Consider the following 23,156-nt stretch of genomic DNA (forward strand, 5'->3'; position numbering starts at 1 on the left):
GCACGAAGCTGACCGAGCGCGGCGGTTAATGAGCGGTGTGATTAGGCGGCGAGACGCAGAGCAGCATCTAGGGCGCGTTGTTTGATCTGCGCACCCTGACCAAACCAGGCCGAGTCCATGCGGTACTCGTTGCTGCGCGCTCGGCGCTCGTGATCGACATACTCGGTGACTGCATTGAGCAGACCCCAGGCGGTGCCGCGTGCCGAGTCCAACTGACTGCCTCGACCACGACCTTCGTAAAGCTCTTGTACCTTGCGCAGTGCGCGTTCGTTAGGCAGTTGTTCCGGTAGTTGATTGCTCGGATTGACCTCGCACAGTACGTTCATGAAGAAACCCAGAGCTTCATGCCATTGCACCTTGCGTTCAGCGAGATGGCGCATGCGGTACATAAACTCGTCCCAACCGGAGACGGCTATGCCAAGTTGCTTCTTCACGGCCTTTGGATCGAAGCGGGTGTTGTGCGGAACTTTGATGGCTCGGCTGGTACCGTCCAGGGCGATGGTCAGGGTGTTGTTACACACCACCCGTACCGTTGTCGGTGTTGCCGTGGTGGCCAGGGTGCCGTCGCAAGACGTCGCTAGCAGCAGATAGCCGTTGACCTGGTCGTTGTCCTTCAGGGCTGCGCCTTGCCCGGTACGCGCCAGCGCCCAGAACTTGCGGCCACCTTTGAGTACGCCGGCCGTTTCCAGCTCGTAGCCAGAGACCTCGGTGAGATCTCGATAAAACTCCAGCACTTCCCGAGGCTGCACGGTGTGATAGCGCTGCGAGACCACCGACAGCGGGGCTTTGGTGTCGGAGCGGTAGAGCACCTTCTGTTCCGGGAAAGAATGGATGGCGCCCAGGTGGCCGGCCGCGCCAGATTTGAAGTGCACGGGACTTTCCTTGATTTCCCAGTTCATGCCGGCTTCGCGCTGCCAAACTTCGATGGGCTGTTTCTGGGTGAGTTGATTGCCGAGGCCATGCCAGGGAGTTGCGCCAGCATAGGCCATTGTTTCGACGAGATGAGCCATGGTTGTGATTCCTTTGGGTGCACGCCGGCATAAAGTGCCGCGTAGAGCGCAACACCGTCCGGACGTAATAGATAGAAGGGAAAGTGACCTGGTCAGGCCGGGAGGTTGAAGCGGTGGCCGCAGAGTAGGCAGAGGTTGTGGGCCAGAACGTGGCGGTCGAGCGACTCACCCAGTTGGGCACCGAGCGCGCAGCCGCCAACACCGCCGGCTAGGCCTCCGAGGATGGCGCCCGACATTGAGCCGAGGGTGATGCCGACAGGCCCGGCTAAAGCACCGAGAGCTGCACCAGCCTGACCACCAGCCAGGGCAGCGCTGACGCCACGGGCAATACCGCCCACGGTGCCTACGGCTGCACCGACTTTCATGGCGTGGTGGAAGGAAGCGACTTTGGGGGAATGACAGCGAGGGCACTGCAATGACATGGGGCGAACCTCTCTGGTGGTTATGTCATTGCGGTTATGTAGGGCTGAGTTTTTCTCGAATTGAATCCGACTCGGCATCTAGGATTTGGTATAGGAATTTTAGAGGCAATTTTCCGTATGCGACGTTTTGGCACTACTCAACGAATCAGGCTGAGCGTCTGGATAGGATTCTGATTGGAGGGTAGTCACCTATCAGCTAAGATCTCGTGTTAAGGCACAGGGAATCGTCCAATGCAGAGCAGTAGGGACAGAAGGCACGGACTGACGCGGCTGGGAAGGCTTACCCTTTTCCTGGTGTCTTACATTCCGTTGTTTTTGATAATTATTTTTCAGCAATTCTATAAAAACAGCGACTACCTTAGTTTTGGAGGTTTCAACAGCGATGCCTGGATGAATTTCGCAAAGAAATTCGGTGTGGCTACCACGCTTATAATAATCTCGGTTTTGGCTGTTATTTTCTTGATGGTTTTGCTCCAAAATCTCGTAGAGAGAGCAGAGGAAAGCGGCGAAATTTCCAAGGTGGTGGACGTGGAAAATAAAAACTCAGAATCAATTGCCTATCTATTTACTTATATTATCCCTTTCGTGTTTCAAGATCCCGCTGACCCTGCCCAGCTAATACCAATAATCACTTTGATGTGCGTAACGTATACAATTTACGTCAACTCATCAATGATACTTATAAACCCAACTTTGAGTTTTTGGTATTCCCTCTATCACGTAGAGGTCGAAAGCCTAGCAGGAGCAAAGAAGAGAATAATAATTTTAACGAAAGAAAAGTTTATGGAGGAAGGTGATTTGCTCAAAATGAAGCGAATTGCCCACAGATTGTATTTCGGTATAGATTTGGGGAGGAAGGATGAGTAGCGAAGCTTTGAACACCGTTCAGGATTTAATAAACCAACAAAATCTTTCGTTTGAAGTGTTCTTTATACAAAGAAAAGCCAAGACTGAAAATAAGAAAAAAGGTTTTAGCTATACGCTTAGTAGGTTGGATGCCTCGAAAGAAATCAATGAATTCTTTCTCAAGTCCGCAAAGGCACAAGTCGAGAAGTATATAGAATCTTCGGCAGTGGCTCAGAAATATGCTGTCATCTCCGATGACATGCCAAAAGCTCTGTTCAAGTATGATGAGGCTGAAAAGCTAAAGGTTTCAGATCATACCTGGAAGAAAATCCTCAACGGCACGGAAATAAAATCCGCTGTTTCCTTGGGTGAGCTAAAAAAGAATATATGGTGCTACTGCGTTAAGATTGTAAGTACGATTGATGGTGGAAAGACGAAAGCCTTGTTTTTCAAAAAGCTAACGGCTACAAGCGTTGCTACAGATACGCCGCAAGGATTTGGGAAGAAAATTAAGGCTCACTTCGACTCCACAGACCCTAAGTTGGTGGAAATTAAGACTGAACACATTACTTTCGAAGATAAATTTGATTGCGTCTTGCAAGGTGATTCGTTTTTGATTTTCTCAAAAGCTGCATTCGAAAAAATTGCCGAGCTAGAAGATGAGTTTGTTGAACTGTCAAACGAGACTTTAGAGATAATAAGTAATCATTCTGTAGTCGAAGGTTTAGAGATTGTTCGGGCAGAAGTCACGTCAAAGCCATCTATGATGCGAGCCCTGGCGAATATTGCTAAAAATAACAATCATGCCCAAATCGGTGTTGCTGAAGTTGAGAATATGAAGCAGATGCTTCTTCAGTATGAAGGGCGCGAGTTGAAGTCTACTTCAGATGGAAGAGTCCTTATCGAAAACAAGGATGATGTAGAGGACTTTTTGAAGCTGCTCAATGACTATTACAAACAAGGTATGGTTACAGGTAAGACATATGGATCTAATTCTGGGAGTGTGTTGGTTAAAATGAGTTGATGTTTTGGCTCTTAATTATTAATTCTGTATGTTGTGGGTGGTCTGAATAGGTCTTTTGTATTTGTGATTTCTGTGTTGATGGTGGCTATGGTTCATAAGAACTATCTATTGGGCTATTTTCGAACCGTTCCAGATAACTAGTATCTGGAACGGTTAGTTGGCAGGTGTAGCATGTCTGAGGATGAGCGCTACTTCGGTAGAGCTTTCTCAGTCAACGAATCGGGACGACCTTACTTTCCCGGTTGTTCTGGATGGCCGACATCGAAAGATTGCCGGTAGCTGCTTCTTGGATGTGCTCGCTCCACCACTTCATCATTGGGCGTCTGCGCTCGATATAGTCCGCTCGGTTATAGGCACTGCGTACCTCGTCTTTATCGACGTGTGCAAGCGCTACTTCAATCAACTCGGGATCCCAAGCGTGTTCGTTGAGGATGGTGCTGGCCATAGAGCGCATCCCATGGCTTACCAGGCGCCCTTCGAATCCCATGCGTTTCAGTGCCATGTTGGCGGTTTGGCTGTTGCAGTGGGTTCGAGGATTACGGTCTGCAGGGAACACGTATTCCCGGTGTCCGCTGTAGGGCTTGATTGCTTCAAGCAGGGCTAGGGCCTGGTCTGTTAGCGGCACGATGTGGATACGGCGTTTCTTCATGCGCTCAGCTGGAATTGTCCAGACCTTCTTCTCGATGTCGATGTCAGCCCAGCGGGTGGTAGCAGCCTCTGCGGGTCGGGTCATGGTGTGGAGCTGCCATTCGATTAGGCAGCGGGTAGTCCTTTTTATGCTGGCATTGGCGATTGCCATCATGAGCTCTTTCAGCTCATCGGGTGGGAGTGCCGCCATGTTCTTCTTTTTGGGCTTTTTAAAGACGGAACGGATTCCGCTGAGCGGGTTTGCGTGAATCAGTCCTGAATTGACCCCGTAGATCATGATCTCGTTGAGTCGCTGTGTCAGGCGTTTAACTGTTTCGAGGCTGCCTTTGGTTTCCAAGGGTCTGAGCAAATCGATGACCTTAGGGGAATTGATGGCTGAGATCGGTGTGGTGCCCAGGTCCGGGAAGATGTGCAGCGTGAGCGAGCGCCAAATATCTTCGGCATAGGCTGGGGTGACTGAGTCCTTTTTGAGCTCAAACCATGCCGTCGTCACGTTTTCGAAAGTGTGTTCTGTGGCTGCTTTTTTCGCTTGCCGCTCCGCATCGCGCCTCTCTTTCGGATCCAGCCCCTGAGCGACGAACTCCCTCGCCTCAACGGTTCGCTTGCGTGCTTGAGCCAGGCTCACCTCGGGGAAGGTGCCTAGTCCCATGTTGATCCGTTTTTTGGTTACGGGATGGATGTAGTTGAAATTCCATAGCTTTGAGCCATTGATTCTCACTCGCATTTGAAGACCGTTGCCATCAGTCAGCGTGTAGTCCTTTTCCTTAGGCTTGGCGGCTTTGACTTTGAGGTCTGAGAGGCGCGTGGCTTGGGCACCCATGATGTATTCCAATGCTGTTTGTGTATTCCAAAAATTACCAGTTGAAAGCTTGGAATACCACTTGGAATACACGAAAGCGTAGAAGCTGATGGACGTTCGCGGATGCTGATGGCGCTTAAGCCCTTGATTTTGCTGAATTTCAGGTACAAAAAAAGACGTCCGTGGACGTCTTTAGATGATGAAGTGGTGGAGCCGGGGGGATTTGAACCCCCGTCCGCCAGTACTCCGCTGTCGGTACTACATGCGTAGCCGTGTCTATTAAGTTAACCCTCAGCGACCCGACGGGCAGGGTGCTTTGGGCGAGTTGTGTAAGTTTTAGCCGCTTCGTCCACAACGTACTGCACGGCGATTCTGTTCTATATGACAATCACTTTGGGTTTACAGACATCCCCTGATGATTGCTGGACCCGAAGGTACCAGGAGGGAAGGGCTAAGGCTGCTTACGCAGCGAGAGCGTATTCCCCGTAGGTTTCGTCATTGGCAACTATAGGAAGTTGCAACAGTGGATTTACGAGTTCTGTTACCAACTCGGCATGCACCTAAAGTTTCGCAACCGGCGTCGAATCCTAAACGGCCCCGAACTCATTGCTCGCAAATCATGGTGAGCAACAAGCCTGTACAGTCTACGTCAATGTGGCCCGGAAGGCCAACCCGAAGGTTGGCCTTACCTGTGTTCACTTTTTAGTAGGGCTGCGCAGCTGAATTTTCTCAAGCATCTGACCGGAGATTTCGATGCAGTCCTTGTCGTTGCCGGATGCCTGGGCCTTTTTCGCATCAGCCACCGCGGTTTTGGCGTTATCCATCGAGTTCTCGGATACGGCGGGGGCGGTGGCGATTGCGTCTTCCAGTTTTTGAACTTGCGCGTCACAAAGATCTTTATCTGCCGCAAACACCGGCGAGGCCAACAGTGCAGCGGTGATGAACAATCCAGCAATTGCAGAGTGCTTCATGGGTATCTCCTTGCGCATGAGGGCTCGGTGCTGCCGATGAAATGAGGCCGCTGGCCGAGGGGGTTATAAGCCCATTCGCAGGGCCTAATCAAATGACTATAGCCGCGCGCAGGAATTCGGTTTTTTTTGCAGCAATGCATGGGCTTGCAGGAGCGAGCAAGCTCGCTCCTGCCGTTTTTATGCAGTGCGTGCTTGGGTCACGCGATCCACCAGATAGACCAGCCCGTGATAATCGATCCCGCCATGCTGGCTCAGACCGATTTCACAGGTGCGGCTGGTGGAAATGCCTTCACCGCAGTACTGCACCGCGTCTTTCAAGGTGCGCAGCGAATGGGCGTTCAGCTCAGGCGTGGTGAACCCCTTGTCGCCGGCAAACCCGCAGCAGTGAATGCCTTCAGGGATGACCACGTTTTTACTGCACTTGCGCGCCAGATCGATCAACGCCTGGCTTTCCCCCAGGTGCTGGGTGCTGCAGGTGACGTGCACCGCGATGGGTGTGTCCTGTGGCGTGAAGTCCAGTCGATCCATCAGGTGCGTGCGAATGAAACGCACCGGGTCGTACAGGTCCAGGCGTGCATCGCCGAGGTCCTGGGTCAGGCGCAAGGTGCAGGGGCTGGTGTCGCAGTAGATCGGATCGAGCCCGCCACGGCTGGCGTGGAGCAGGGCTCCGATCAGTTCCTGGCGTTTGTGTTCGGCCTGTTCGGCGTAACCCTTGGAGGCAAACGGCTGGCCGCAGCAGAGATTGTCCAGATTGTCCGGAAAGACCACCTGATACCCGGCTTTTTCCAGCAGGCCGCGGGTTTTGTCGTACAGCGACATTTGTTCCTTGTCACCGGCCGCCGGCCCCATGGCGCGTGAAACGCACGCGGCCAGGTACACCACGCGCGGTCGCTCGTCCATCACTGCCGGGCTGAAGTGGATTGCCCGTTCAGGTTGCGGCATGGCGTCGGTCCACTGCGGAATTTGCCCTTTGGACAGGCGGGTCACCGCTGCGGAAAGTTTGGCCAGCCGCGGTGCACCCAGCAACATCCGCGCACCGTTGGCCACGTGGAGGGTGAAGCGCGCACCTTGCAGCGCCGTGGCGAAATTTCCTTCAAGCCAGTTGGCGGTTTTCGTATGGGTGGCGTGCTGGCCGCGAAGCTTTTTCACCAGTTCGCCGGTATTGATGCCTACCGGGCAGCGTTGAGCGCAAAGGCCGGTGGCGGCACAAGTATCGATGCCCTGGTATTCGTAGGCTGCTTCGAGTTCCCGGGTATCGACCCCGGCTCGCTTCTTCGCCTGGATGTCACGCCAGATCACGATACGCTGGCGCGGGCTCAGGGTCAGGCCTTTCGATGGGCAGACCGGTTCGCAAAAGCCGCACTCGATGCACTTGTCCACAATCTCGTCGGCGGCCGGCAAGGGCTTGAGATGCTTGAGGTGAATCTGCGGGTCGTCGCTGAGTACCACGTCCGGGTTGAGAATGCCGTTGGGATCGAGCAGGCGTTTGAGTTGCCACATCAGCTGGTAGGCATCGCTGCCCCATTCCAGTTCGACAAACGGCGCCATGTTGCGCCCGGTGCCGTGTTCAGCCTTGAGTGAACCGCCAAACTCCACCGCGACCAACTGCGCCACGTCATCCATGAACGCCTGGTAGCGTGCGACCTCTTCCGGGTTGTTGAAGCCTTGGGTGAAGACGAAGTGCAGATTGCCTTCCAGTGCGTGTCCGAAAAGGATCGCTTCGTCGTAGTGATGTTTGTCGAACAATTCGATCAGGCGGTTTACGCCGATCGCCAGTTGTTCCACCGGGAAGGTCACGTCCTCGATGATCACCGTGGTGCCGGTTTTGCGCACCGCGCCGACGGCGGGGAAGGTGTCCTTGCGGATCGCCCAGAGGCGGGCGTTTTCCAGCGGATCTTCGGTGAAGTCGACTTGCTTCTCTACCGGGAACGACGCCAGTGACGCCATGATCTGAGCCAGTTGCTCTTGCAACAACGTGGACGACGCCGCGCGGGATTCGATCAGCAAGGCGCAAGCATTGTTCGACAAATGCTGTACGAAAGCGGGCATGCCGGGTTTGTTCTGCACCGAACGCAGGCTGCGACGGTCCAGTAATTCCACGGCTGACACCGGTTGGCTTTTCAGCACGGTGACCGCATTGCAGCAGGTTTCCACGTTCGGGAAGACGATCAGCGCCGAGGCCTTGTTCGGGTGGTCGACCACGGTGTCGTAGGTCACCGCGCTGATGAAGCCCAGGGTGCCTTCGGAACCCACCAGCAAGTGGCTCAAGATATCCACAGGTTCGTCGTAATCCACCAGGGCGTTGAGTGACAGGCCGGTGGTATTTTTCAGACGGTATTTGTGGCGGATTTTTGCGGCGAGTTCAGTATTGGCGCGGGTCTCGCGACCCAAGGTCGCCAGGCGCTCCAGCAGCGTTGCATGGCTTTGACGAAACGCAGCCACGCTGGCGGCATCTTCGGTGTCGAGACAGCTGCCATCGGCCAACACCAGGCGAATGCCGGCCAGGGTGTGATAGGTGTTTTGCGCGGTGCCGCAGCACATGCCGCTGGCATTGTTGGCAACGATGCCACCGATTTTGCAGGCATTGATCGACGCCGGGTCCGGGCCGATCTTGCGTCCGAACGGTGCCAGCCAGGCATTGGCCTGAGCACCGATCACGCCGGGTTGCAGGCGAATTTGCGTGCCCTGGCCACGGATCTCGCGCCCGTTCCAGTTATCCCCAAGGACGATCAACACCGAATCACTGATGGCCTGGCCGGACAGACTGGTGCCGGCGGCGCGGAAGGTCACCGGAACCTGATCGCGCTGAGCCAGTTGCAGCAGCGCTACCACTTCATCTTCAGACTCGACGCGGATTACCAGTTGCGGAATCAACCGATAGAAACTGGCGTCAGTGCCGAACGCCAGGGTCGACAGTGGATCGTCGAAGCGCCGTTCATGGGGAATCAATTGCTGCGCATCGCGCAGAAAAGCGGCCGGTAGACTCATAGGTCCTCCAGGATCAACACCACCAGGTCCTTCGGACCGTGGGCACCGTAGGCCAGGACCTGCTCGATGTCGGCGGTTTTCGATGGGCCGGACACCAGCAACGCATTGGTCGGCATGCCTTGAGCCCACTCGAATTCCTGCTGCACCTGATAGAAGTTATCACGGATCTCGCTGGCCTTGAGCAGGGCGAAATGCACCGGTGGCGCCAGGCTCATCAAGCGCGGTTCTTCCCGCGTCGGCCAAAGGATCAGGCTACCTGTCGCCGCGATTGCGCCCAAGGTGCCGGTCAGGCTCGCCGGGGTGTCGTTGAACAGTTCGGCTTTCCATTCTTCCACCGGACGGTCGTACGCCTTGAGTGTCGGCAGCTGCGGATTTTTCGCCCAGTACTCGGTGACACGTTGACCGTGAGGTGTGGTCGGCGCGATCAATAGGCTCGGCAATTGCCGATCCAGCAGCAAATTCGCCAGCAAGGCGGGCCAGTCTTCACCCGAGGTCAGATGGATTTCCGTGTGCACCGCTTCCATCAGTTTGCGCAGTTGCGGGATGCGTTGCTCCGGGGTGTAGGTGTAAGGCTCTGTCACCAAACCCACATTGAAGTTGTCAGCCACAGGTGTGGTGCCTGTCAGACTTTTACGCAGTTTGCCGAGAATGTTTTGCTTGGCGCTCATCAACGATCTCCCTGTTTGGCCAGATGTTCGCGAGCCATGTCATGCAGTGAACGGGCGGCGAGTTTCGGCGCGCTGTGATTTTGCGTCCACGGGCCGACATTGCTCGGCGTGAGTGCGCGCAGTCGCGTGGCGAAGAAACCGAACAGGCGATACAGCGTCGGTGAGCTGTTAAGCCTGGCCCAGGCGTTCCAGATGAACCGTTCCTTGCGCGAGTATTTGCTGCCCTGGCCGCGCATCGCTTGATGCGGGCTATCGGGCGCTTTGACATTCTCTTCGCGCAGACGTCGCAGCAAGGACGGTATCGGAATCTTGACCGGGCACACTTCACCGCAAGCTCCGCACAACGAAGAGGCGCTTGGGTGGTCCGGTACTTTCGCCAGGCCGACCATGTGCGGGGTGATGATTTTTCCGATAGGACCGGGGTAAACCTCACCGTAGGCATGGCCACCGATTCGGGTATAGACCGGGCAATGATTCATGCAGGCGCCGCAGCGGATGCAGTTCAGGGTCTGGCGCAATTCGCTGTCGGCAAACGCCTGGCTGCGGCCGTTATCCAGCAGGACCAGGTGCACTTCCTGTGGGCCGTCCAACTCATGTTCCTTGCGCGGACCGGAAATCATGTTGACGTAGGTGGTGATCGGAATGCCCAAGGCCGAACGAGTCAGCAGCGACAATAGCGGCACCACGTCACGCAGGTTTTCCACGACTTTTTCGATGCCGGTGACAGCGATGTGCACCGGTGGCACCGTGGTGGTCATGCGACCGTTGCCTTCGTTCTCAACCAGCAGCAAGGTTCCGGTTTCGGCCACGGCGAAGTTGACGCCGGAGACGCCGATGTCCGCTTCGAAGAATTTCTGCCGCAGGACCCTGCGACCGATCTGAATGAGTTGGTCAACGTCCTTGGTATATTCCACGCCAAGTTTGTCGTGGAACAAGGACGCGACCTGACCGGCGTTCTTGTGGATTGCCGGCATGATTATGTGTGAAGGCTTCTCGTGGTCGAGCTGGACGATGTACTCGCCCATGTCCGATTCCAGGCATTCAATGCCCTGTTCAGCGAGGACATGGTTCATCTCCATCTCTTCGCTGACCATCGATTTGCCCTTGATCACTTGCCGCCCCTCGTGAGCGCGGATGATCGAGAGGACGATGCCATTGGCCTCGTCCACCGTTTCCGCCCAGTGCACTGTCACACCGTTGCGGGTCAGGTTCTGTTCAAGTTGCTCGAGCAGGTCGGGCAACTTCGATAAAGCGCGGGCGCGGACCGCATTGCCCAGCGCTCGCAGGTGTTCTCTTTCATGGGCATCGCTGAAAGCCGTTGCCCGTTTTGTCATCAGTGAATCCATCGCCTTGCGAAAGTTGTTTCGCAATTGCGCATCACCCAGTGCGTCGTGAGCCCGGGTGCGGAAATCTTCTTCTACGGCGACCGTAGGAATAATCGCGGAAGCGTTCATTGCGCGCCTCCGGTTCGCTGCCAGAGGAAACTGGCCAGGTGTTGGCCACGCAACGCTTCTTGCTGTTTCTCCAGCGAGCCATTGATGTTCATCAGGCAACCGCAGTCGGCACTGAGTACCTTGTGTGCGCCGGATTCCTTCAACGACCGGGTCTTGTCAGCCACCATCGCCCCGGAAATATCTGGCATACGGACGCTGAAAGTCCCACCGAAGCCACAGCATTCGCTTTCATGGCTATGGTTGACTCGTTCTACATTGCTCAATTGCGCCAACAACTCGCGGCCGTGCAAATGAGTGTTCATTTCGCGACGTGCCGAACACGAGGTGTGCAACGCCACTTTCACCGGCTCGCCGCTGTCCTTGAGCTGCACCTTGCAGACATACAGCAGGAACTCAGCCAGTTCATAGGTTCTGGCAGCCAATGCCTGAACCTGTTTCAACGTTTGCGGCTCGTCCTTGAACAGGTCGGCATAGTGTTCACGCAACATCCCGGCGCAGGAACCGGACGGCACCACCACCGGATAGTCCCCGGCGAACAGCGCCAGTTGCGAGCGCGCGACCGTCCTTGCCTGCTCGGTGTAACCCGAGGTGTAGGCCGGCTGACCGCAGCAGCTCTGCCCTTGCGGGTACTCGACACGGATGCCTTCGCGCTCAAGTAAGTGGATCGCATCCATGCCGGCTTCCGGGTAGAACAAATCCACTACGCAGGTCCCGAACAGGTACACCCGTTGCGGTTTCTCGCTGGGGTATTGCCGAGGCTCGGGCAGTGGCGGGGCGACACGGGTCGCATTCGGCACAGCGTTGTAAAAAAGCTCGCTCATCAGGCGTGTCTCTCGGCCGGTTATCCGTCCGCTGAGGCTGCTGAATATAGAGAGAGAGGCTTTCAGCAGCCTTACAGACCGGATTGTGAATAGCTGACGCCGGAGTCGTGGTCCGGCGTCGGTTTTTTCTATGCGGCGGGTAGTACTCAGTGCACCAGCATGCCGGTGAACCAGTAGGCCTGAGCCAGGGTGATCAGGCCGACGATGGTTGCAAAGAACAGGCTGTGCTTGAGCGTGAAGCGGAAAAGATCCGATTCCTTGCCCACCAGTCCGGTCGCTGCGCAGGCCACGGCGATCGATTGTGGCGAGATCATCTTGCCGGTCACGCCACCGCTGGTGTTGGCCGCCACCAGCAAGGTGTCGTTGACACCGATCTGGTGCGCAGTGGTCGCTTGCAACGAGCCGAACAGTGCGTTGGACGAGGTGTCGGAACCGGTCAGGAACACGCCCAGCCAGCCAAGGAATGGCGAGAAGAACGGGAAGGCTGCGCCAGTACCGGCCAACACCAGGGCCATGGTCGACGACATGCCCGAGAAGTTGGTGACGAAGGCGAAAGCCAACACCATGCCGATGGACAGAATCGGCCAGCGCAGTTCGTAGAAGGTCTCTTTCAAAGTGGTCAGACCAGTTCTGAGGTTGATATTCAGAACCAGCATCGAAATCAGTGCCGAGAAGAAAATCGCCGTACCGGTCGCAGAAATCGGATCAAGCTTGAACACGGCCGGGATGGCGGTCGGATTGGCCACGATCGGTGCAACTTTGATCACCATCTGGTCCAGATGCGGAATGGCGAAGTTGAACACCCAGCTGTACATGGAGCCGCCGGCGGCAAACATGGCCTTGAACGGCTTCAGTGTCCAGATGGTGACCAGTACGGTGAGGATCAGGAACGGCGACCAGGCCTTGATAATTTCCCCCAGGCTGTAAGGCGAAGCCACGGTAGTGCGCTTCTGGCCGAAACCACCGGAGCTGGCGCTCACAACGGAGGCCGAGACGGCACCGACGATGTGTTGGCCGGCGGCGCGTTTGGGCTGCCAGACTTTCAGGAACAGTGTCAGGGAAACCAGGCTGGCCAGGGCCGAAGTGATGTCCGGCAGTTCCGGGCCGATGAAGTTCGAGGTGAAGTACTGGGTCACGGCAAAGCTCAAACCGGCGACCAATGCAGCCGGCCAGGTTTCGCGGACGCCACGCAGGCCATCCATCATGAACACCAGCCAGAACGGCACGAACAACGACAGCAGCGGCAGTTGACGGCCGGTCATGGCGCCGATCTTGAACGCGTCGATGCCTGTCACTTGCCCGGCAACGATGATCGGAATGCCCAGGGCGCCGAAGGCCACCGGTGCGGTGTTCGCGATCAGGCACAGACCTGCGGCGTACAGCGGGTTGAAGCCCAGGCCTACCAGCAACGCTGCGGTAATCGCTACCGGCGCGCCGAAACCGGCTGCACCTTCGAGGAAGGCGCCGAAGCAAAAGCCGATCAACAGCACTTGCAGACGTTGGTCGTCGGTAATCGACAGCACCGAGCTGCGGATCACTTCGAACTGGCCACTCTTGACCGTCAGTTTGTAGAGGAATACGGCGGCGACGATGATCCAGGCGATCGGCCACAGACCGTAAGCGAAGCCATATCCTGCGGCGGCAAATGCCATGTCAACCGGCATCTGGAAGGCAAAGATTGCCACCAGAATCGACAAGGCCAGGGTGATGCTGCCGGCCACGTGCCCTTTGAGGCGGAACACGGCCAGGGCCAGAAAGAAAAACACGATGGGGATGACGGCTGCGAGCGCGGATAAACCGAGGCTGCCGAGTGGGCTGTAGAGCTGTTGCCAAGTTTGCATATGGGGTGGCCCCTAATTGTTGTTGGTCAGGCACTGATCAGCGTTCTTGGATAATTGGTAAGACCAATTTACAATCGCTGTTGGCTAGGGTAAAAGCCTTGTATGCGGTGTGTCAATTTGCCGCCCTAAAACTTTTGTCGAATGCGTGTTCCATCAGGGTGTTCGGGCCTGCGGGTTAAATGCTTGCCAACAGGTGCCGACACGGCGCGAATGGGCCAGAATAGAGCCCCGGCGAGCCGTCGGGTCGTGGAGAAATCGAGTTATGGGGTTTGATCAGATTCGTCAGCGCCGTTTGTCTGACGATATTGTCGAGCAGCTGGAGGGCATGATCCTCGAGGGCACGCTGAAGGCCGGAGAGCGTCTGCCGGCCGAGCGGGCATTGGCCGAGCAGTTCGGCGTATCACGTCCATCGTTGCGCGAAGCCATTCAGAAACTGGTCGCCAAGGGTTTGCTGGTCAGTCGCCAGGGTGGTGGTAACTATGTGGTGGAGTCCCTGGGCACGACCTTCAGTGATCCACTGCTGCAATTGCTGGAAAGCAACCCCGAAGCTCAGCGCGATCTGTTGGAATTTCGCCATACGCTGGAAGCGTCCTGCGCTTACTACGCCGCGTTACGCGCCACGGATGTTGATCGCGAGCGACTGACCGCGGCGTTCAATGAGTTACAGGACTGTTATTCGCGGCACGATGAGGTCAGTCGGGCGGAAGAAGGCGCGGCGGATGCGAAATTCCATCTGGCGATTGCCGAGGCGAGCCACAACGCGGTGCTGCTGCACACCATTCGCGGCTTGTTCGACCTGCTCAAGCGCAACGTGGTCACCAACATTGGCGGCATGTACAAACAGCGCACTGAAACCCGCGACATGCTGATCACGCAGCACCGGGAATTGTATCTGGCGATTATCGAAGGCAGGGCGGAGTACGCGCGGGAAGTCTCCAGTCGCCACATTCTGTATGTGCAGGAAGTGCTGGAAGAAGTGCGTCAGGAAGTGCAGCGCGTGGCCCGGGCGGAGCGGCGCAAGGGGATGTAATGGTGTCAAACGCAAAAGATCGCAGCCTTCGGCAGCGCCTACAGAAGTTCACTTGACCCTGTAGGAGCTGCCGAAGGCTGCGATCTTTTCGCTAGCGCCAGAATTTCGGGGTGGAAAGATTACTCTTCCTTACCCTTGTTCCGCACCGCACGCTGCAACTCGCGACCGGCATCGCGTTCGCGCTCGGTATCACGCTTGTCGTACTCCTTCTTGCCCTTGCCCAGAGCGATCTCGCACTTGACCATGTGCTTGCTCCAGTACCAGGACAGGCACACGCAGGCGTAACCTTTTTGCTGTACGGCTGCGGACAACTTATCCAGCTCGCGGCGGTTGAGCAGCAATTTACGGGTGCGGGTCGGATCGGCAATGACGTGGGTACTGGCGGTCGTCAGCGGCGTGATGTGGCTGCCGAGCAGCCAGGCTTCGCCGTCCTTGAGCAGTACGTAACTGTCAACCAGTTGCAGCTTGCTTGCCCGCAAACTTTTTACTTCCCAGCCGGCCAGGACCAGACCAGCCTCGAACCGATGTTCGATGAAGTAATCGTGTCGCGCCTTTTTATTTTGCGCGATGGTCCCTGTGGGGTGTTTCTTCTGTTTAGCCATAGGGGCGGCATTATAGGGAGTTGCAAGCGAGTCGGCTACGGTGATGCTGCGTGCTTGAGCAGGTTGATTGAATCCCGGACAATGCGCGCTCTTTTTTTGAACGCTTGGTCGTAATATCGATGTCGACAGACAAGGTTTCTGTCCACGGCAGTTGGGCTAGCCGCTGGGTTTTCATACTCGCCGCGACCGGTTCTGCCGTGGGGCTGGGCAGCATCTGGAAATTTCCGTACATGGTCGGCGCATATGGTGGTGGCGCCTTCGTGCTGATGTTCCTGGCCTGTATCGCGCTGATCGGTATCCCGGTCATGTTGGCGGAAACCCTGATCGGCCGGCGGGCGCGGCAAAGTCCGGCCAACGCCTTGAAGGTGCTGGCGCTGGAAGCGGGGCATTCGGCGAAATGGTCCTGGGGTGCCTTTGCCGGGATGATCACGGCGTTGCTGATCCTTTCTTTCTACAGTGTGGTTGGCGGCTGGTCGCTCGATTACATCATCGACATGGGGCGTGGCGACTTTCAGGGGGCGACACCTGATCAGGTGGGTGCGCACTTTGGTGATGTCATTTCCGACCCGTGGCGCCTGACACTTTGGCACACGATTTTCATGCTGCTGTCGGCGGTTGTGATCGCCAGGGGCGTGGTTGCCGGGCTTGAGCGCAGCTTGCGCATCATGATGCCGTTGCTGTTCGTGATGGTGATTGTGTTGCTGGGGTACAGCATGACCACCGGGCATTTCATGGAGGGCGTGCATTTCATGTTCGACTTCCATCCGGAAAAAGTCCTTGACGGTCTGTTGCCGGCCATGGGGCACGCGTTCTTTTCCCTGAGCGTGGGCGTTGGTTCGATCATGATCTACGGCGCTTACATGCCGAAGAGGTCGTCTATTTCCGGGACAATCGTTGGCGTGGCGCTGCTCGACACTTTTGTTTCCCTGGTGGCCGGTCTGGCACTGTTCCCGATCGTGTTCGCCGCGGGTCTGAACCCGAGTGAGGGTCCTGGGCTGATGTTTGTCAGCCTGCCGTTTGCCTTCGGTAACGTAGCGTTCGGCCAGTTGATGGGCGTAGTGTTCTTCGTGTTGGTGGCGATTGCGGCCTGGAGTTCGGCGATCTCGTTGCTTGAGCCGATGGTGGCGTACCTGGTCGAGCGGACAAAAATCAGCCGCGTCTGGGTGACCTTCTGGCTGGCATTCACCTGCTGGTTTGTCGGTCTGGGTACGGTGTTTTCGTTCAATATCTGGAAGCAGGCCAAGTTTTTCGTGAACGAAGGCGGTTCGTTCCACCTCTACCAATGGGGAGCGGCGAGCGGCCTGGATTTCTTCGGCGTGATCGATTTCTTCACTTCGCGGATCATGTTGCCACTCGGTGGTTTGTGTTTCGTGGTGTTCGCGGGCTGGGTGATGAATCGGGAAGTGGTGCGCGACGAACTGTCGATCCGCAACCCTGCTTTGTTCGCCCTGTCTTTGTTCTTGATGCGCTATGTGGCGCCCATCGGCATTCTTGTAGTGTTTGCCGCCCAGCTGTGGAAATGACGCTGACATGACGACACACATTTCACGTTCGGCTTTGTTGCCGTACCCGGCGCAAGCCCTGTATGACCTGGTCAACGACGTGGCGCGATATCCTGAGTTCCTGCCGTGGTGTTCATCTGCCGAAGTGCTGGAAAGCTCGCCCGAGCATATGCGTGCCAGTGTCGGTGTGGCCAAGGGAGGGCTCAGTCAGCATTTCGTGACGCGTAATACCCTGGTTCCCGGAAAGTCGATCGAGATGAATCTCGAGGAAGGCCCGTTCACTCAGTTGCATGGCATTTGGGTATTCAAGGCTTTGACCGACAAGGCCTGCAAGATCAGCCTGGACCTGTCTTTCGATTACGCTGGGCCGATTGTTCGCGCGACCCTGGGACCGTTGTTCAATCAGGCGGCCAACACGTTGGTGGATGCATTCTGCCAGCGGGCCAAGCAAATACATGGTTGAGGCATTGATCGAGATCGAGGTGGTCTATGCCGCTGTTGATCGGCAGGTGCTTTTGTCGGTGAAGGTGCCGCCAGGAACAAGTATTCGTGCGGCGTTGCAGCAGTCCGGGATTGGCCAATCGTTTCCGGAGCTGGATTTGGCCACATGTCCCGTTGGGATCTTCGGCAAGGTGATCGTCGATCCAGGCAACCGTCCCATCCAGTCAGGGGAACGCATCGAGATTTACCGGCCTTTGCTCGCGGATCCGAAGGAGGTTCGTCGGTTGCGTGCAGCCAAAGCGGCCGAAACCAAGGCCCGGAATCAGTGAGTGTTACAGCCAGACAATAAAAAACCCGGACATGCCGGGTTTTTTATTGCGTCGCATATTATTGCGGCGAGGTGTCCAGTGGTTCTGGAGTTGGAACTGGAACAGTTTCTACACCGTCCACTTCCTTCTGAATCTGATCCAGCAACGAACCTGGCTTGACCGGTTTTTCCGGTTTCGGCTTCTCGATGTTTTCAGTTGGCGCGGTCACGGTAGTGCCACTGTCCTTGCCGAGGATGGCCTCGTCACGGCTCACGCCTGGCATGAAATCACCAGAGAGGCTGACAAGTTGATCATTTGGGTTGAAGATAACGCTAATGCGTTCCTGTTGGCGCTCACCGCCCCCTGGTTGCAGGCTGTACAGGTAATCCCAGCGATCGGCATGGAACGTGTCGGTCAACAGAGGGTTGCCCATGATAAACCTTACTTGCTTACGGGTCATTCCCGGGCGTAACTGGTCTATCATGTCCTGCGTGACGACATTGCCCTGCTGGATGTCGATTTTGTAAACCCCGGGGAATGAACAACCGGCGAGTGCGAGCAGTCCCACGAAGGTGAAACTGGTTAGCAAGAGCTTGGTGTTTTGCATCGGTGGGCGACTTCCACTATCTTGGCTGGGACAACGTAAACGCCGATCATACCCGCATTAAGAGAAGCTGCGAAGCAGCATCGCGAGAAAGCTGACCATGGTTGAAAATAGCGAACTACGCAAAGCCGGCCTCAAAGTGACCCTGCCACGGGTCAAGATTCTGCAAATGCTCGATTCCGCCGAGCAACGCCACATGAGTGCCGAGGATGTCTACAAGGCACTGATGGAGGCTGGCGAGGACGTCGGTCTGGCCACGGTTTACCGTGTACTGACTCAGTTCGAGGCAGCTGGCCTTGTGGTGCGGCACAACTTCGACGGAGGCCATGCGGTCTTCGAGCTGGACGACGGCAAGCATCACGACCATATGGTCAACGTCGAGACCAGTGAAGTGATCGAATTCTTCGACGAAGAAATCGAGCGCCTGCAGAAAGCAATCGTCGACAAGTATGGCTTCGAGATGGTTGATCACAATCTGGTGCTGTACGTACGCAAGAAAAAGTAAGCATGTCGCGCGAACACAAGGTTCGCGAAACGAACGAAGGCGACCCCAGGGTCGCCTTCGTGCTTTCTGCGTCGCCTCAAGCTTTTGCAGCAACCACCATTTTTTTGGCGTGAGCCAGGGATTCCTTGGTGAGATCGATGCCGCCCAGCATTCGGGCCACCTCTTCGACACGATCGTTCTTGCTCAGTTTTGAGACGGCAGTACGAGTGGCGTCTTCACCTCGTACTTTGTGCACAAACAAGTGCTGATGACCTTGCGCTGCTACTTGTGGAAGGTGGGTCACGGTCAGAACCTGTCCACGCTCTCCGAGCCGACGCAACAACTGGCCGACGATCTCGGCCGTCGGGCCGCCAATGCCCACGTCCACTTCGTCGAACACCAGGGTCGGCACGCGAGAGGTTTGTGCGGTGATTACCTGGATGGCCAGGCTGATCCGTGACAGCTCGCCGCCGGATGCGACTTTCGCCAGGGCCTTCAATGGCTGCCCTGGGTTGGCGCTGACCAGTAACTCGACCTGCTCGAGCCCGTTAGGCAGCAGTTCGTCTCCGCTGTTGGGGCGCAGTTCGATGGTGAAGCGACCCCCAGGCATCCCCAGGCGCTGGATTTCCTGTTCCACTGCGCTGGCCAGGCTGGTGGAGGCCTGGTGGCGCAAATCGCTCAGTTCGCGGGCCTTTTCCTGGTAGTGGCGGGCGTAGGACGACAGCTCGTCGCTCAGGCGCTCGATGGATTCGTCGTTGGCGTTCAGTGTTTCGATTTCATCCAGCAGTTTTTGCTGCATCTCGGCGACTTCGGTCGGCTGGATTCGGTGTTTGCGCGCCAGGGTGTAGATCGAGTCGAGGCGTTCTTCCAGGTATTGAAGGCGCGATGGATCGGCGTCGAAGTTGTCGAGGAAGCGATTGAGTTCGCCTACCGCCTCTTCTACCTGGATCTGCGCACTGGTCAGCAGGCTGCTGGCCTCACCCAGCGCGCCGATCGAGTTGTTCACGCTCGAAAGACGATTGAGGCTGGCGGTCAGGGCGTTCAGCACGTTGCCGGAATCACTTTCGCTGCATTGCTCGACCACTTGCCGGCAGATGCCCAGCAGGGTTTCCGCATTGGTCAGATTTTTGTGTTCTTGTTCCAGCTGCTCCAGTTCGTTATCGCCGAGGCCAAGGTTTTCCAGCTCTTCGAGCTGATAGCTGAGCAGTTGATGGCGAGCGCGCTGTTCGTCGCCCGAGTTGGAGAGTCGTTCCAGTTCCTGGCGGGTCTGGCGCCAGCGTTGGGCGGCCAGCTGTACCTGGCGGGCAAGGTCCGTCGCGCCGGCATACTCGTCAAGCAGGCGGCGGTGGGTGTCGGTCTTGAGCAGGGATTGGTGTTCGTGCTGGCTGTGGATATCGATCAGCAGTTCGCCCAGCGCCTTGAGGTCGCCCAAGGGGCAGGGGGTGCCGTTTATATAGCCGCGTGAGCGCCCTTCGGCGGTAATGACCCGGCGCAGGATGCACGGGCCATCGTTCTCGAGATCGCGTTCGGCCAGCCAGGCGCTGGCTTCCGGGATGTCGACCAGGTCGAAGGTCGCCAGGATGTCGGCTTTGTCTGCACCGGGTCGGACCACGCCGCTGTCGGCGCGATCGCCAAGGGTCAGGCCGAGCGCGTCGAGCATGATCGACTTGCCGGCGCCGGTTTCGCCTGTGATCACGCTCATCCCGCGATCGAGTTCAAGATCGAGATGTTCAACGATGGCGTAGTTGTGTACGGACAGGTGCACCAGCATAAAGGCCGCTCCCAGGCATTAGGTCTGGTTATTTATACAGTGTTTTGTTTCGGCCTGACAATGCCTCTCGTTAGCTCGATTCGCTTGATCCGACGAAATCCTTAGTGCGTCCTGGAATGACAATGCAGGTGTTTTTTGTAGGGTTAATGCGTCGGTGCCCCTTGAAGCTGCATTTTGCGGCCCCATATAGCTGGGCAGAAGCGCGAGTCAGGCTCGCAGACGAAATTGAAAGGAGAATTCTATGGCTGACGAACAGACAGTGGATACGCAAAACCCAGACGCCAACCAGGCGCCCGAGGCTTCGGGTGAAGACCTGGCGGCTCGTGTACAAGTGCTCGAAGAGCAACTGGCAGGCGCGCAGGATCAGGCTTTGCGTGTAGCCGCCGATCTGCAGAACGTCCGCCGTCGCGCCGAGCAGGATGTAGAAAAGGCTCACAAATTCGCGCTGGAAAAATTCGCCGGCGACCTGTTGCCGATCATCGACAGCCTGGAGCGCGGCCTGGAGTTGTCCAATCCGGATGACGAAAGCATCCGCCCAATGCGCGAAGGTATCGAACTGACCCTGAAAATGTTCCAGGACACCCTGAAGCGTTATCAGCTGGAAGCGATCGATCCACACGGCGAACCGTTCAATGCCGTCCTGCACCAGGCTATGGCCATGCAGGAAAGCGCCGACCTCGAGCCGAACAGCGTACTCAAGGTGTTCCAGAAGGGCTACCAGCTCAACGGACGCCTGCTGCGCCCGGCAATGGTCGTGGTCAGCAAGGCACCGGCGCCAGTTTCGCCTTCTATTGATGAGCAGGCTTGAAATTAGCCGCAAGGCCCCCATTTAGAAGTCAAGCGTTTAAGTGCTACCGCAGTTGGCCACAACCGCTGCGGCAACCAAATCCAAAGTTTCGGGAGAGTGAACATGGGCAAAATTATCGGTATCGACCTGGGGACTACCAACTCCTGCGTCTCCGTGCTGGAAAACGGTAAAGCCAAAGTTATTGAAAACGCCGAAGGCGCACGTACTACGCCGTCGATCATCGCTTACGCCAACGATGGCGAAATCCTGGTCGGTCAGTCGGCCAAGCGTCAGGCTGTGACCAATCCGCACAACACCCTGTACGCGGTGAAGCGTCTGATCGGTCGTCGCTTCGAAGAAGAAGTCGTACAGAAAGACATCCAGATGGTCCCTTACAAGATCGTCAAGGCTGACAACAACGACGCCTGGGTTGAAGTGAACGGCCAGAAAATGGCTCCGCCACAAATCTCGGCTGAAATCCTGAAGAAAATGAAGAAGACTGCCGAAGACTACCTCGGCGAGCCAGTGACCGAAGCGGTGATCACCGTTCCGGCCTACTTCAACGACAGCCAGCGTCAGGCCACCAAAGACGCCGGCCGCATCGCGGGCCTGGACGTAAAACGTATCATCAACGAACCAACCGCAGCCGCTCTGGCATACGGTATGGACAAGGCCAAGGGCGATCACACCGTGATCGTTTATGACCTGGGTGGTGGTACTTTCGACGTTTCCGTGATTGAAATCGCCGAAGTCGATGGCGAGCACCAGTTCGAAGTGTTGGCCACCAACGGCGACACCTTCCTGGGTGGTGAAGACTTTGACATTCGTCTGATCGACTACCTCGTCGACGAATTCAAGAAAGAAAGCGGCATGAACCTCAAGGGTGACCCGCTGGCGATGCAGCGCCTGAAAGAAGCCGCTGAAAAAGCCAAGATCGAGCTGTCTTCCGCTCAGTCGACCGACGTGAACCTGCCGTACATCACTGCAGACGCCACCGGTCCTAAGCACCTGAACGTGAAGATCTCCCGCGCCAAGCTGGAAGCGCTGGTAGAAGACCTGGTTCAACGCACCATCGAACCTTGCCGCATCGCGCTGAAAGATTCCGGTATCGACGTTGGCTCGATCAACGACGTGATCCTGGTTGGCGGTCAGACCCGTATGCCTCTGGTTCAGAAGCTGGTGACCGAGTTCTTCGGTAAAGAAGCTCGTAAAGACGTGAACCCGGACGAAGCCGTTGCCATGGGTGCTGCGATTCAGGGTGCCGTTCTGGCCGGTGACGTGAAAGACGTTCTGCTGCTGGACGTCAGCCCGCTGACCCTGGGTATCGAAACCATGGGTGGCGTGATGACTGCGCTGATCGAGAAAAACACCACGATTCCTACCAAGAAATCGCAAGTGTTCTCGACCGCCGACGACAACCAGGGCGCCGTGACCATTCACGTGCTGCAAGGTGAGCGTAAGCAAGCGGCGCAGAACAAGTCCCTGGGCAAGTTCGACCTGGCCGAGATTCCACCGGCACCACGTGGTGTACCGCAAATCGAAGTGACCTTCGACATCGACGCCAACGGCATTCTGCACGTAGGCGCCAAGGACAAGGCTACCGGCAAGACTCAGTCTATCGTGATCAAGGCCAACTCCGGTCTGTCCGATGAAGAAATCGAGCGCATGGTGCGTGATGCCGAGGCGAACGCCGAGGAAGACCGCAAGTTCGAAGAGTTGGCCTCTGCCCGTAACCAGGGTGATGCACTGGTTCACTCGACGCGCAAAATGGTCGCTGATGCTGGCGACAAGGTGAGCGCTGAAGAGAAGACTGCAATCGAAGCCGCAGTAGTTGCCCTGGAAGCCGCTGTAAAAGGCGACGACAAGGCCGCTATCGAAGCCAAGGTTGAAGAGCTGTCCAAGGTCTCCGCGCCAGTGGCTCAGAAAATGTACGCCGAGCAGGCGCAGCCAGCTGAAGGTGCTGCACCGCAAGGCGAATCGGCTGAGAAGGCTGACGACGTCGTCGACGCCGAGTTCGAAGAAGTCAAAGACCACAAGTAAGTTGTTGGTCGGCCGGTTGACTGCCTTCAGGCGGTGACTGGTAGGATGTCGCCGCGCGGGAGCTTGCTCCCGCGTTGGCGTGTCTGGAGTTAGCG

At 56.7% G+C, this 23,156-nt stretch carries 21 protein-coding genes and 1 other RNA gene; 9 read left to right on the forward strand and 13 right to left on the reverse strand.

The window, feature by feature from the left end:
• Positions 1-41: 41 nt before the first annotated feature.
• Together FFS64_RS15090 and FFS64_RS15095 are read right to left on the reverse strand one after the other, a co-directional pair.
• Positions 42-1,010 (reverse strand): DUF932 domain-containing protein, encoded by a 969-nt coding sequence (locus FFS64_RS15090; RefSeq protein ID WP_137806046.1) that lies wholly within the window; start codon positions 1,008-1,010, stop codon positions 42-44.
• A 92-nt stretch (positions 1,011-1,102) separates the two neighbouring features.
• Positions 1,103-1,432, reverse strand: coding sequence for a hypothetical protein (locus tag FFS64_RS15095; protein ID WP_137806047.1), 330 nt, complete (start codon positions 1,430-1,432; stop codon positions 1,103-1,105).
• Positions 1,433-1,663: 231 nt separating this feature from the next.
• On the opposite strand from FFS64_RS15095, the gene FFS64_RS15100 reads away from it, so the two are divergent.
• Together FFS64_RS15100 and FFS64_RS15105 are read left to right on the forward strand one after the other, a co-directional pair.
• Entirely contained in the window at positions 1,664-2,299 is a 636-nt protein-coding gene (locus tag FFS64_RS15100) for a hypothetical protein (protein WP_137806048.1), read from the forward strand.
• Complete coding sequence (locus FFS64_RS15105; RefSeq protein WP_137806049.1) at positions 2,292-3,302, forward strand: Kiwa anti-phage protein KwaB-like domain-containing protein; 1,011 nt, start codon at positions 2,292-2,294, stop codon at positions 3,300-3,302. Before FFS64_RS15100 ends, FFS64_RS15105 begins: the two co-directional genes overlap by 8 nt.
• Before the next feature lie 211 nt (positions 3,303-3,513).
• Here the strand turns inward: FFS64_RS15105 and FFS64_RS15110 are convergent, their stop codons facing one another.
• From FFS64_RS15110 to FFS64_RS15145, 8 genes are all read right to left on the reverse strand, one after another.
• The gene (locus tag FFS64_RS15110) at positions 3,514-4,770 is read right to left on the reverse strand and encodes an integrase domain-containing protein (RefSeq protein ID WP_137806050.1); all 1,257 of its coding nucleotides are present in this window, start codon (positions 4,768-4,770) and stop codon (positions 3,514-3,516) included.
• A 184-nt stretch (positions 4,771-4,954) separates the two neighbouring features.
• Positions 4,955-5,348: a transfer-messenger RNA gene (gene ssrA / locus FFS64_RS15115) on the reverse strand.
• Positions 5,349-5,444: 96 nt separating this feature from the next.
• Positions 5,445-5,720, reverse strand: a complete 276-nt coding sequence (locus FFS64_RS15120) for a hypothetical protein (RefSeq protein WP_137806051.1) — start codon at positions 5,718-5,720, stop codon at positions 5,445-5,447.
• 177 nt (positions 5,721-5,897) lie between these two features.
• Positions 5,898-8,708, reverse strand: a complete 2,811-nt coding sequence (locus FFS64_RS15125) for an FAD-binding and (Fe-S)-binding domain-containing protein (RefSeq protein ID WP_137806052.1) — start codon at positions 8,706-8,708, stop codon at positions 5,898-5,900.
• Positions 8,705-9,376 carry a lactate utilization protein gene (locus FFS64_RS15130; protein WP_137806053.1) on the reverse strand — a complete coding sequence of 224 codons (672 nt, stop codon included), beginning with the start codon at positions 9,374-9,376 and terminating at the stop codon, positions 8,705-8,707. Before FFS64_RS15130 ends, FFS64_RS15125 begins: the two co-directional genes overlap by 4 nt.
• A complete protein-coding gene (locus FFS64_RS15135; protein WP_137806054.1) occupies positions 9,376-10,830 on the reverse strand; it encodes a LutB/LldF family L-lactate oxidation iron-sulfur protein in 1,455 nt (484 codons plus the stop codon). Before FFS64_RS15135 ends, FFS64_RS15130 begins: the two co-directional genes overlap by 1 nt.
• Positions 10,827-11,651, reverse strand: a complete 825-nt coding sequence (locus FFS64_RS15140) for a (Fe-S)-binding protein (RefSeq protein WP_137806055.1) — start codon at positions 11,649-11,651, stop codon at positions 10,827-10,829. Before FFS64_RS15140 ends, FFS64_RS15135 begins: the two co-directional genes overlap by 4 nt.
• A 146-nt stretch (positions 11,652-11,797) precedes the next feature.
• On the reverse strand, positions 11,798-13,492 hold the full coding sequence (locus tag FFS64_RS15145; RefSeq protein WP_137806056.1) for a lactate permease LctP family transporter: 1,695 nt from the start codon (positions 13,490-13,492) through the stop codon (positions 11,798-11,800).
• Between the two features lie 262 nt (positions 13,493-13,754).
• On the opposite strand from FFS64_RS15145, the gene FFS64_RS15150 reads away from it, so the two are divergent.
• Complete coding sequence (locus tag FFS64_RS15150) at positions 13,755-14,522, forward strand: GntR family transcriptional regulator (protein WP_095194013.1); 768 nt, start codon at positions 13,755-13,757, stop codon at positions 14,520-14,522.
• 119 nt (positions 14,523-14,641) lie between these two features.
• Here the strand turns inward: FFS64_RS15150 and smpB are convergent, their stop codons facing one another.
• Positions 14,642-15,124: an SsrA-binding protein SmpB gene (gene smpB / locus FFS64_RS15155; RefSeq protein WP_137806057.1), complete on the reverse strand. Its 483-nt coding sequence runs from the start codon at positions 15,122-15,124 to the stop codon at positions 14,642-14,644.
• Positions 15,125-15,243: 119 nt separating this feature from the next.
• Between smpB and FFS64_RS15160 the strand changes: the two genes are divergently transcribed.
• The 3 genes from FFS64_RS15160 to FFS64_RS15170 are packed head-to-tail and all read left to right on the forward strand — an operon-like array spanning position 15,244 to position 17,396.
• Positions 15,244-16,647, forward strand: coding sequence for a sodium-dependent transporter (locus FFS64_RS15160; protein ID WP_137806058.1), 1,404 nt, complete (start codon positions 15,244-15,246; stop codon positions 16,645-16,647).
• 7 nt (positions 16,648-16,654) lie between these two features.
• Positions 16,655-17,089 (forward strand): type II toxin-antitoxin system RatA family toxin, encoded by a 435-nt coding sequence (locus FFS64_RS15165; RefSeq protein ID WP_137806059.1) that lies wholly within the window; start codon positions 16,655-16,657, stop codon positions 17,087-17,089.
• Positions 17,082-17,396, forward strand: a complete 315-nt coding sequence (locus FFS64_RS15170) for an RnfH family protein (RefSeq protein ID WP_137806060.1) — start codon at positions 17,082-17,084, stop codon at positions 17,394-17,396. The genes FFS64_RS15165 and FFS64_RS15170 overlap by 8 nt, the downstream gene beginning before the upstream one ends.
• A gap of 58 nt (positions 17,397-17,454) precedes the next feature.
• Here FFS64_RS15170 and FFS64_RS15175 read toward each other — a convergent pair whose 3' ends face one another.
• Positions 17,455-17,982 (reverse strand): outer membrane protein assembly factor BamE, encoded by a 528-nt coding sequence (locus FFS64_RS15175; RefSeq protein ID WP_137806061.1) that lies wholly within the window; start codon positions 17,980-17,982, stop codon positions 17,455-17,457.
• A 97-nt stretch (positions 17,983-18,079) separates the two neighbouring features.
• Between FFS64_RS15175 and fur the strand changes: the two genes are divergently transcribed.
• A complete protein-coding gene (fur, locus tag FFS64_RS15180) occupies positions 18,080-18,484 on the forward strand; it encodes a ferric iron uptake transcriptional regulator (RefSeq protein WP_003197684.1) in 405 nt (134 codons plus the stop codon).
• Positions 18,485-18,560: 76 nt separating this feature from the next.
• Here fur and recN read toward each other — a convergent pair whose 3' ends face one another.
• Positions 18,561-20,234 carry a DNA repair protein RecN gene (gene recN, locus FFS64_RS15185; RefSeq protein WP_095194008.1) on the reverse strand — a complete coding sequence of 558 codons (1,674 nt, stop codon included), beginning with the start codon at positions 20,232-20,234 and terminating at the stop codon, positions 18,561-18,563.
• Positions 20,235-20,475: 241 nt separating this feature from the next.
• Here recN and grpE point away from each other — a divergent pair, with 241 nt between their 5' ends.
• Both grpE and dnaK read left to right on the forward strand, forming a co-directional pair.
• A complete protein-coding gene (gene grpE / locus FFS64_RS15190) occupies positions 20,476-21,042 on the forward strand; it encodes a nucleotide exchange factor GrpE (protein ID WP_077046411.1) in 567 nt (188 codons plus the stop codon).
• 102 nt (positions 21,043-21,144) lie between these two features.
• Positions 21,145-23,061 carry a molecular chaperone DnaK gene (dnaK, locus tag FFS64_RS15195; RefSeq protein ID WP_137806062.1) on the forward strand — a complete coding sequence of 639 codons (1,917 nt, stop codon included), beginning with the start codon at positions 21,145-21,147 and terminating at the stop codon, positions 23,059-23,061.
• The last annotated feature ends 95 nt before the right edge of the window (positions 23,062-23,156 follow it).

Source organism: Pseudomonas sp. G(2018) (genome assembly GCF_005502415.1).
Classification (GTDB): Bacteria; Pseudomonadota; Gammaproteobacteria; order Pseudomonadales; family Pseudomonadaceae; genus Aquipseudomonas.

Coding starts and splice junctions, on each gene's coding strand:
- FFS64_RS15160 (WP_137806058.1), top strand. CDS start 15,244: ATGTCGACAGACAAGGTTTCTGTCCACGGCAGTTGGGCTAGCCGCTGG.
- FFS64_RS15130 (WP_137806053.1), bottom strand. CDS start 9,376: ATGAGCGCCAAGCAAAACATTCTCGGCAAACTGCGTAAAAGTCTGACA.
- FFS64_RS15170 (WP_137806060.1), top strand. CDS start 17,082: ATGGTTGAGGCATTGATCGAGATCGAGGTGGTCTATGCCGCTGTTGAT.
- FFS64_RS15090 (WP_137806046.1), bottom strand. CDS start 1,010: ATGGCTCATCTCGTCGAAACAATGGCCTATGCTGGCGCAACTCCCTGG.
- FFS64_RS15150 (WP_095194013.1), top strand. CDS start 13,755: ATGGGGTTTGATCAGATTCGTCAGCGCCGTTTGTCTGACGATATTGTC.
- recN (WP_095194008.1), bottom strand. CDS start 20,234: ATGCTGGTGCACCTGTCCGTACACAACTACGCCATCGTTGAACATCTC.
- fur (WP_003197684.1), top strand. CDS start 18,080: ATGGTTGAAAATAGCGAACTACGCAAAGCCGGCCTCAAAGTGACCCTG.
- FFS64_RS15175 (WP_137806061.1), bottom strand. CDS start 17,982: ATGCAAAACACCAAGCTCTTGCTAACCAGTTTCACCTTCGTGGGACTG.
- grpE (WP_077046411.1), top strand. CDS start 20,476: ATGGCTGACGAACAGACAGTGGATACGCAAAACCCAGACGCCAACCAG.
- FFS64_RS15110 (WP_137806050.1), bottom strand. CDS start 4,770: ATGGGTGCCCAAGCCACGCGCCTCTCAGACCTCAAAGTCAAAGCCGCC.
- FFS64_RS15135 (WP_137806054.1), bottom strand. CDS start 10,830: ATGAACGCTTCCGCGATTATTCCTACGGTCGCCGTAGAAGAAGATTTC.
- FFS64_RS15145 (WP_137806056.1), bottom strand. CDS start 13,492: ATGCAAACTTGGCAACAGCTCTACAGCCCACTCGGCAGCCTCGGTTTA.
- FFS64_RS15105 (WP_137806049.1), top strand. CDS start 2,292: ATGAGTAGCGAAGCTTTGAACACCGTTCAGGATTTAATAAACCAACAA.
- FFS64_RS15140 (WP_137806055.1), bottom strand. CDS start 11,651: ATGAGCGAGCTTTTTTACAACGCTGTGCCGAATGCGACCCGTGTCGCC.
- FFS64_RS15120 (WP_137806051.1), bottom strand. CDS start 5,720: ATGAAGCACTCTGCAATTGCTGGATTGTTCATCACCGCTGCACTGTTG.
- FFS64_RS15125 (WP_137806052.1), bottom strand. CDS start 8,708: ATGAGTCTACCGGCCGCTTTTCTGCGCGATGCGCAGCAATTGATTCCC.
- FFS64_RS15100 (WP_137806048.1), top strand. CDS start 1,664: ATGCAGAGCAGTAGGGACAGAAGGCACGGACTGACGCGGCTGGGAAGG.
- FFS64_RS15165 (WP_137806059.1), top strand. CDS start 16,655: ATGACGACACACATTTCACGTTCGGCTTTGTTGCCGTACCCGGCGCAA.
- FFS64_RS15095 (WP_137806047.1), bottom strand. CDS start 1,432: ATGTCATTGCAGTGCCCTCGCTGTCATTCCCCCAAAGTCGCTTCCTTC.
- dnaK (WP_137806062.1), top strand. CDS start 21,145: ATGGGCAAAATTATCGGTATCGACCTGGGGACTACCAACTCCTGCGTC.
- smpB (WP_137806057.1), bottom strand. CDS start 15,124: ATGGCTAAACAGAAGAAACACCCCACAGGGACCATCGCGCAAAATAAA.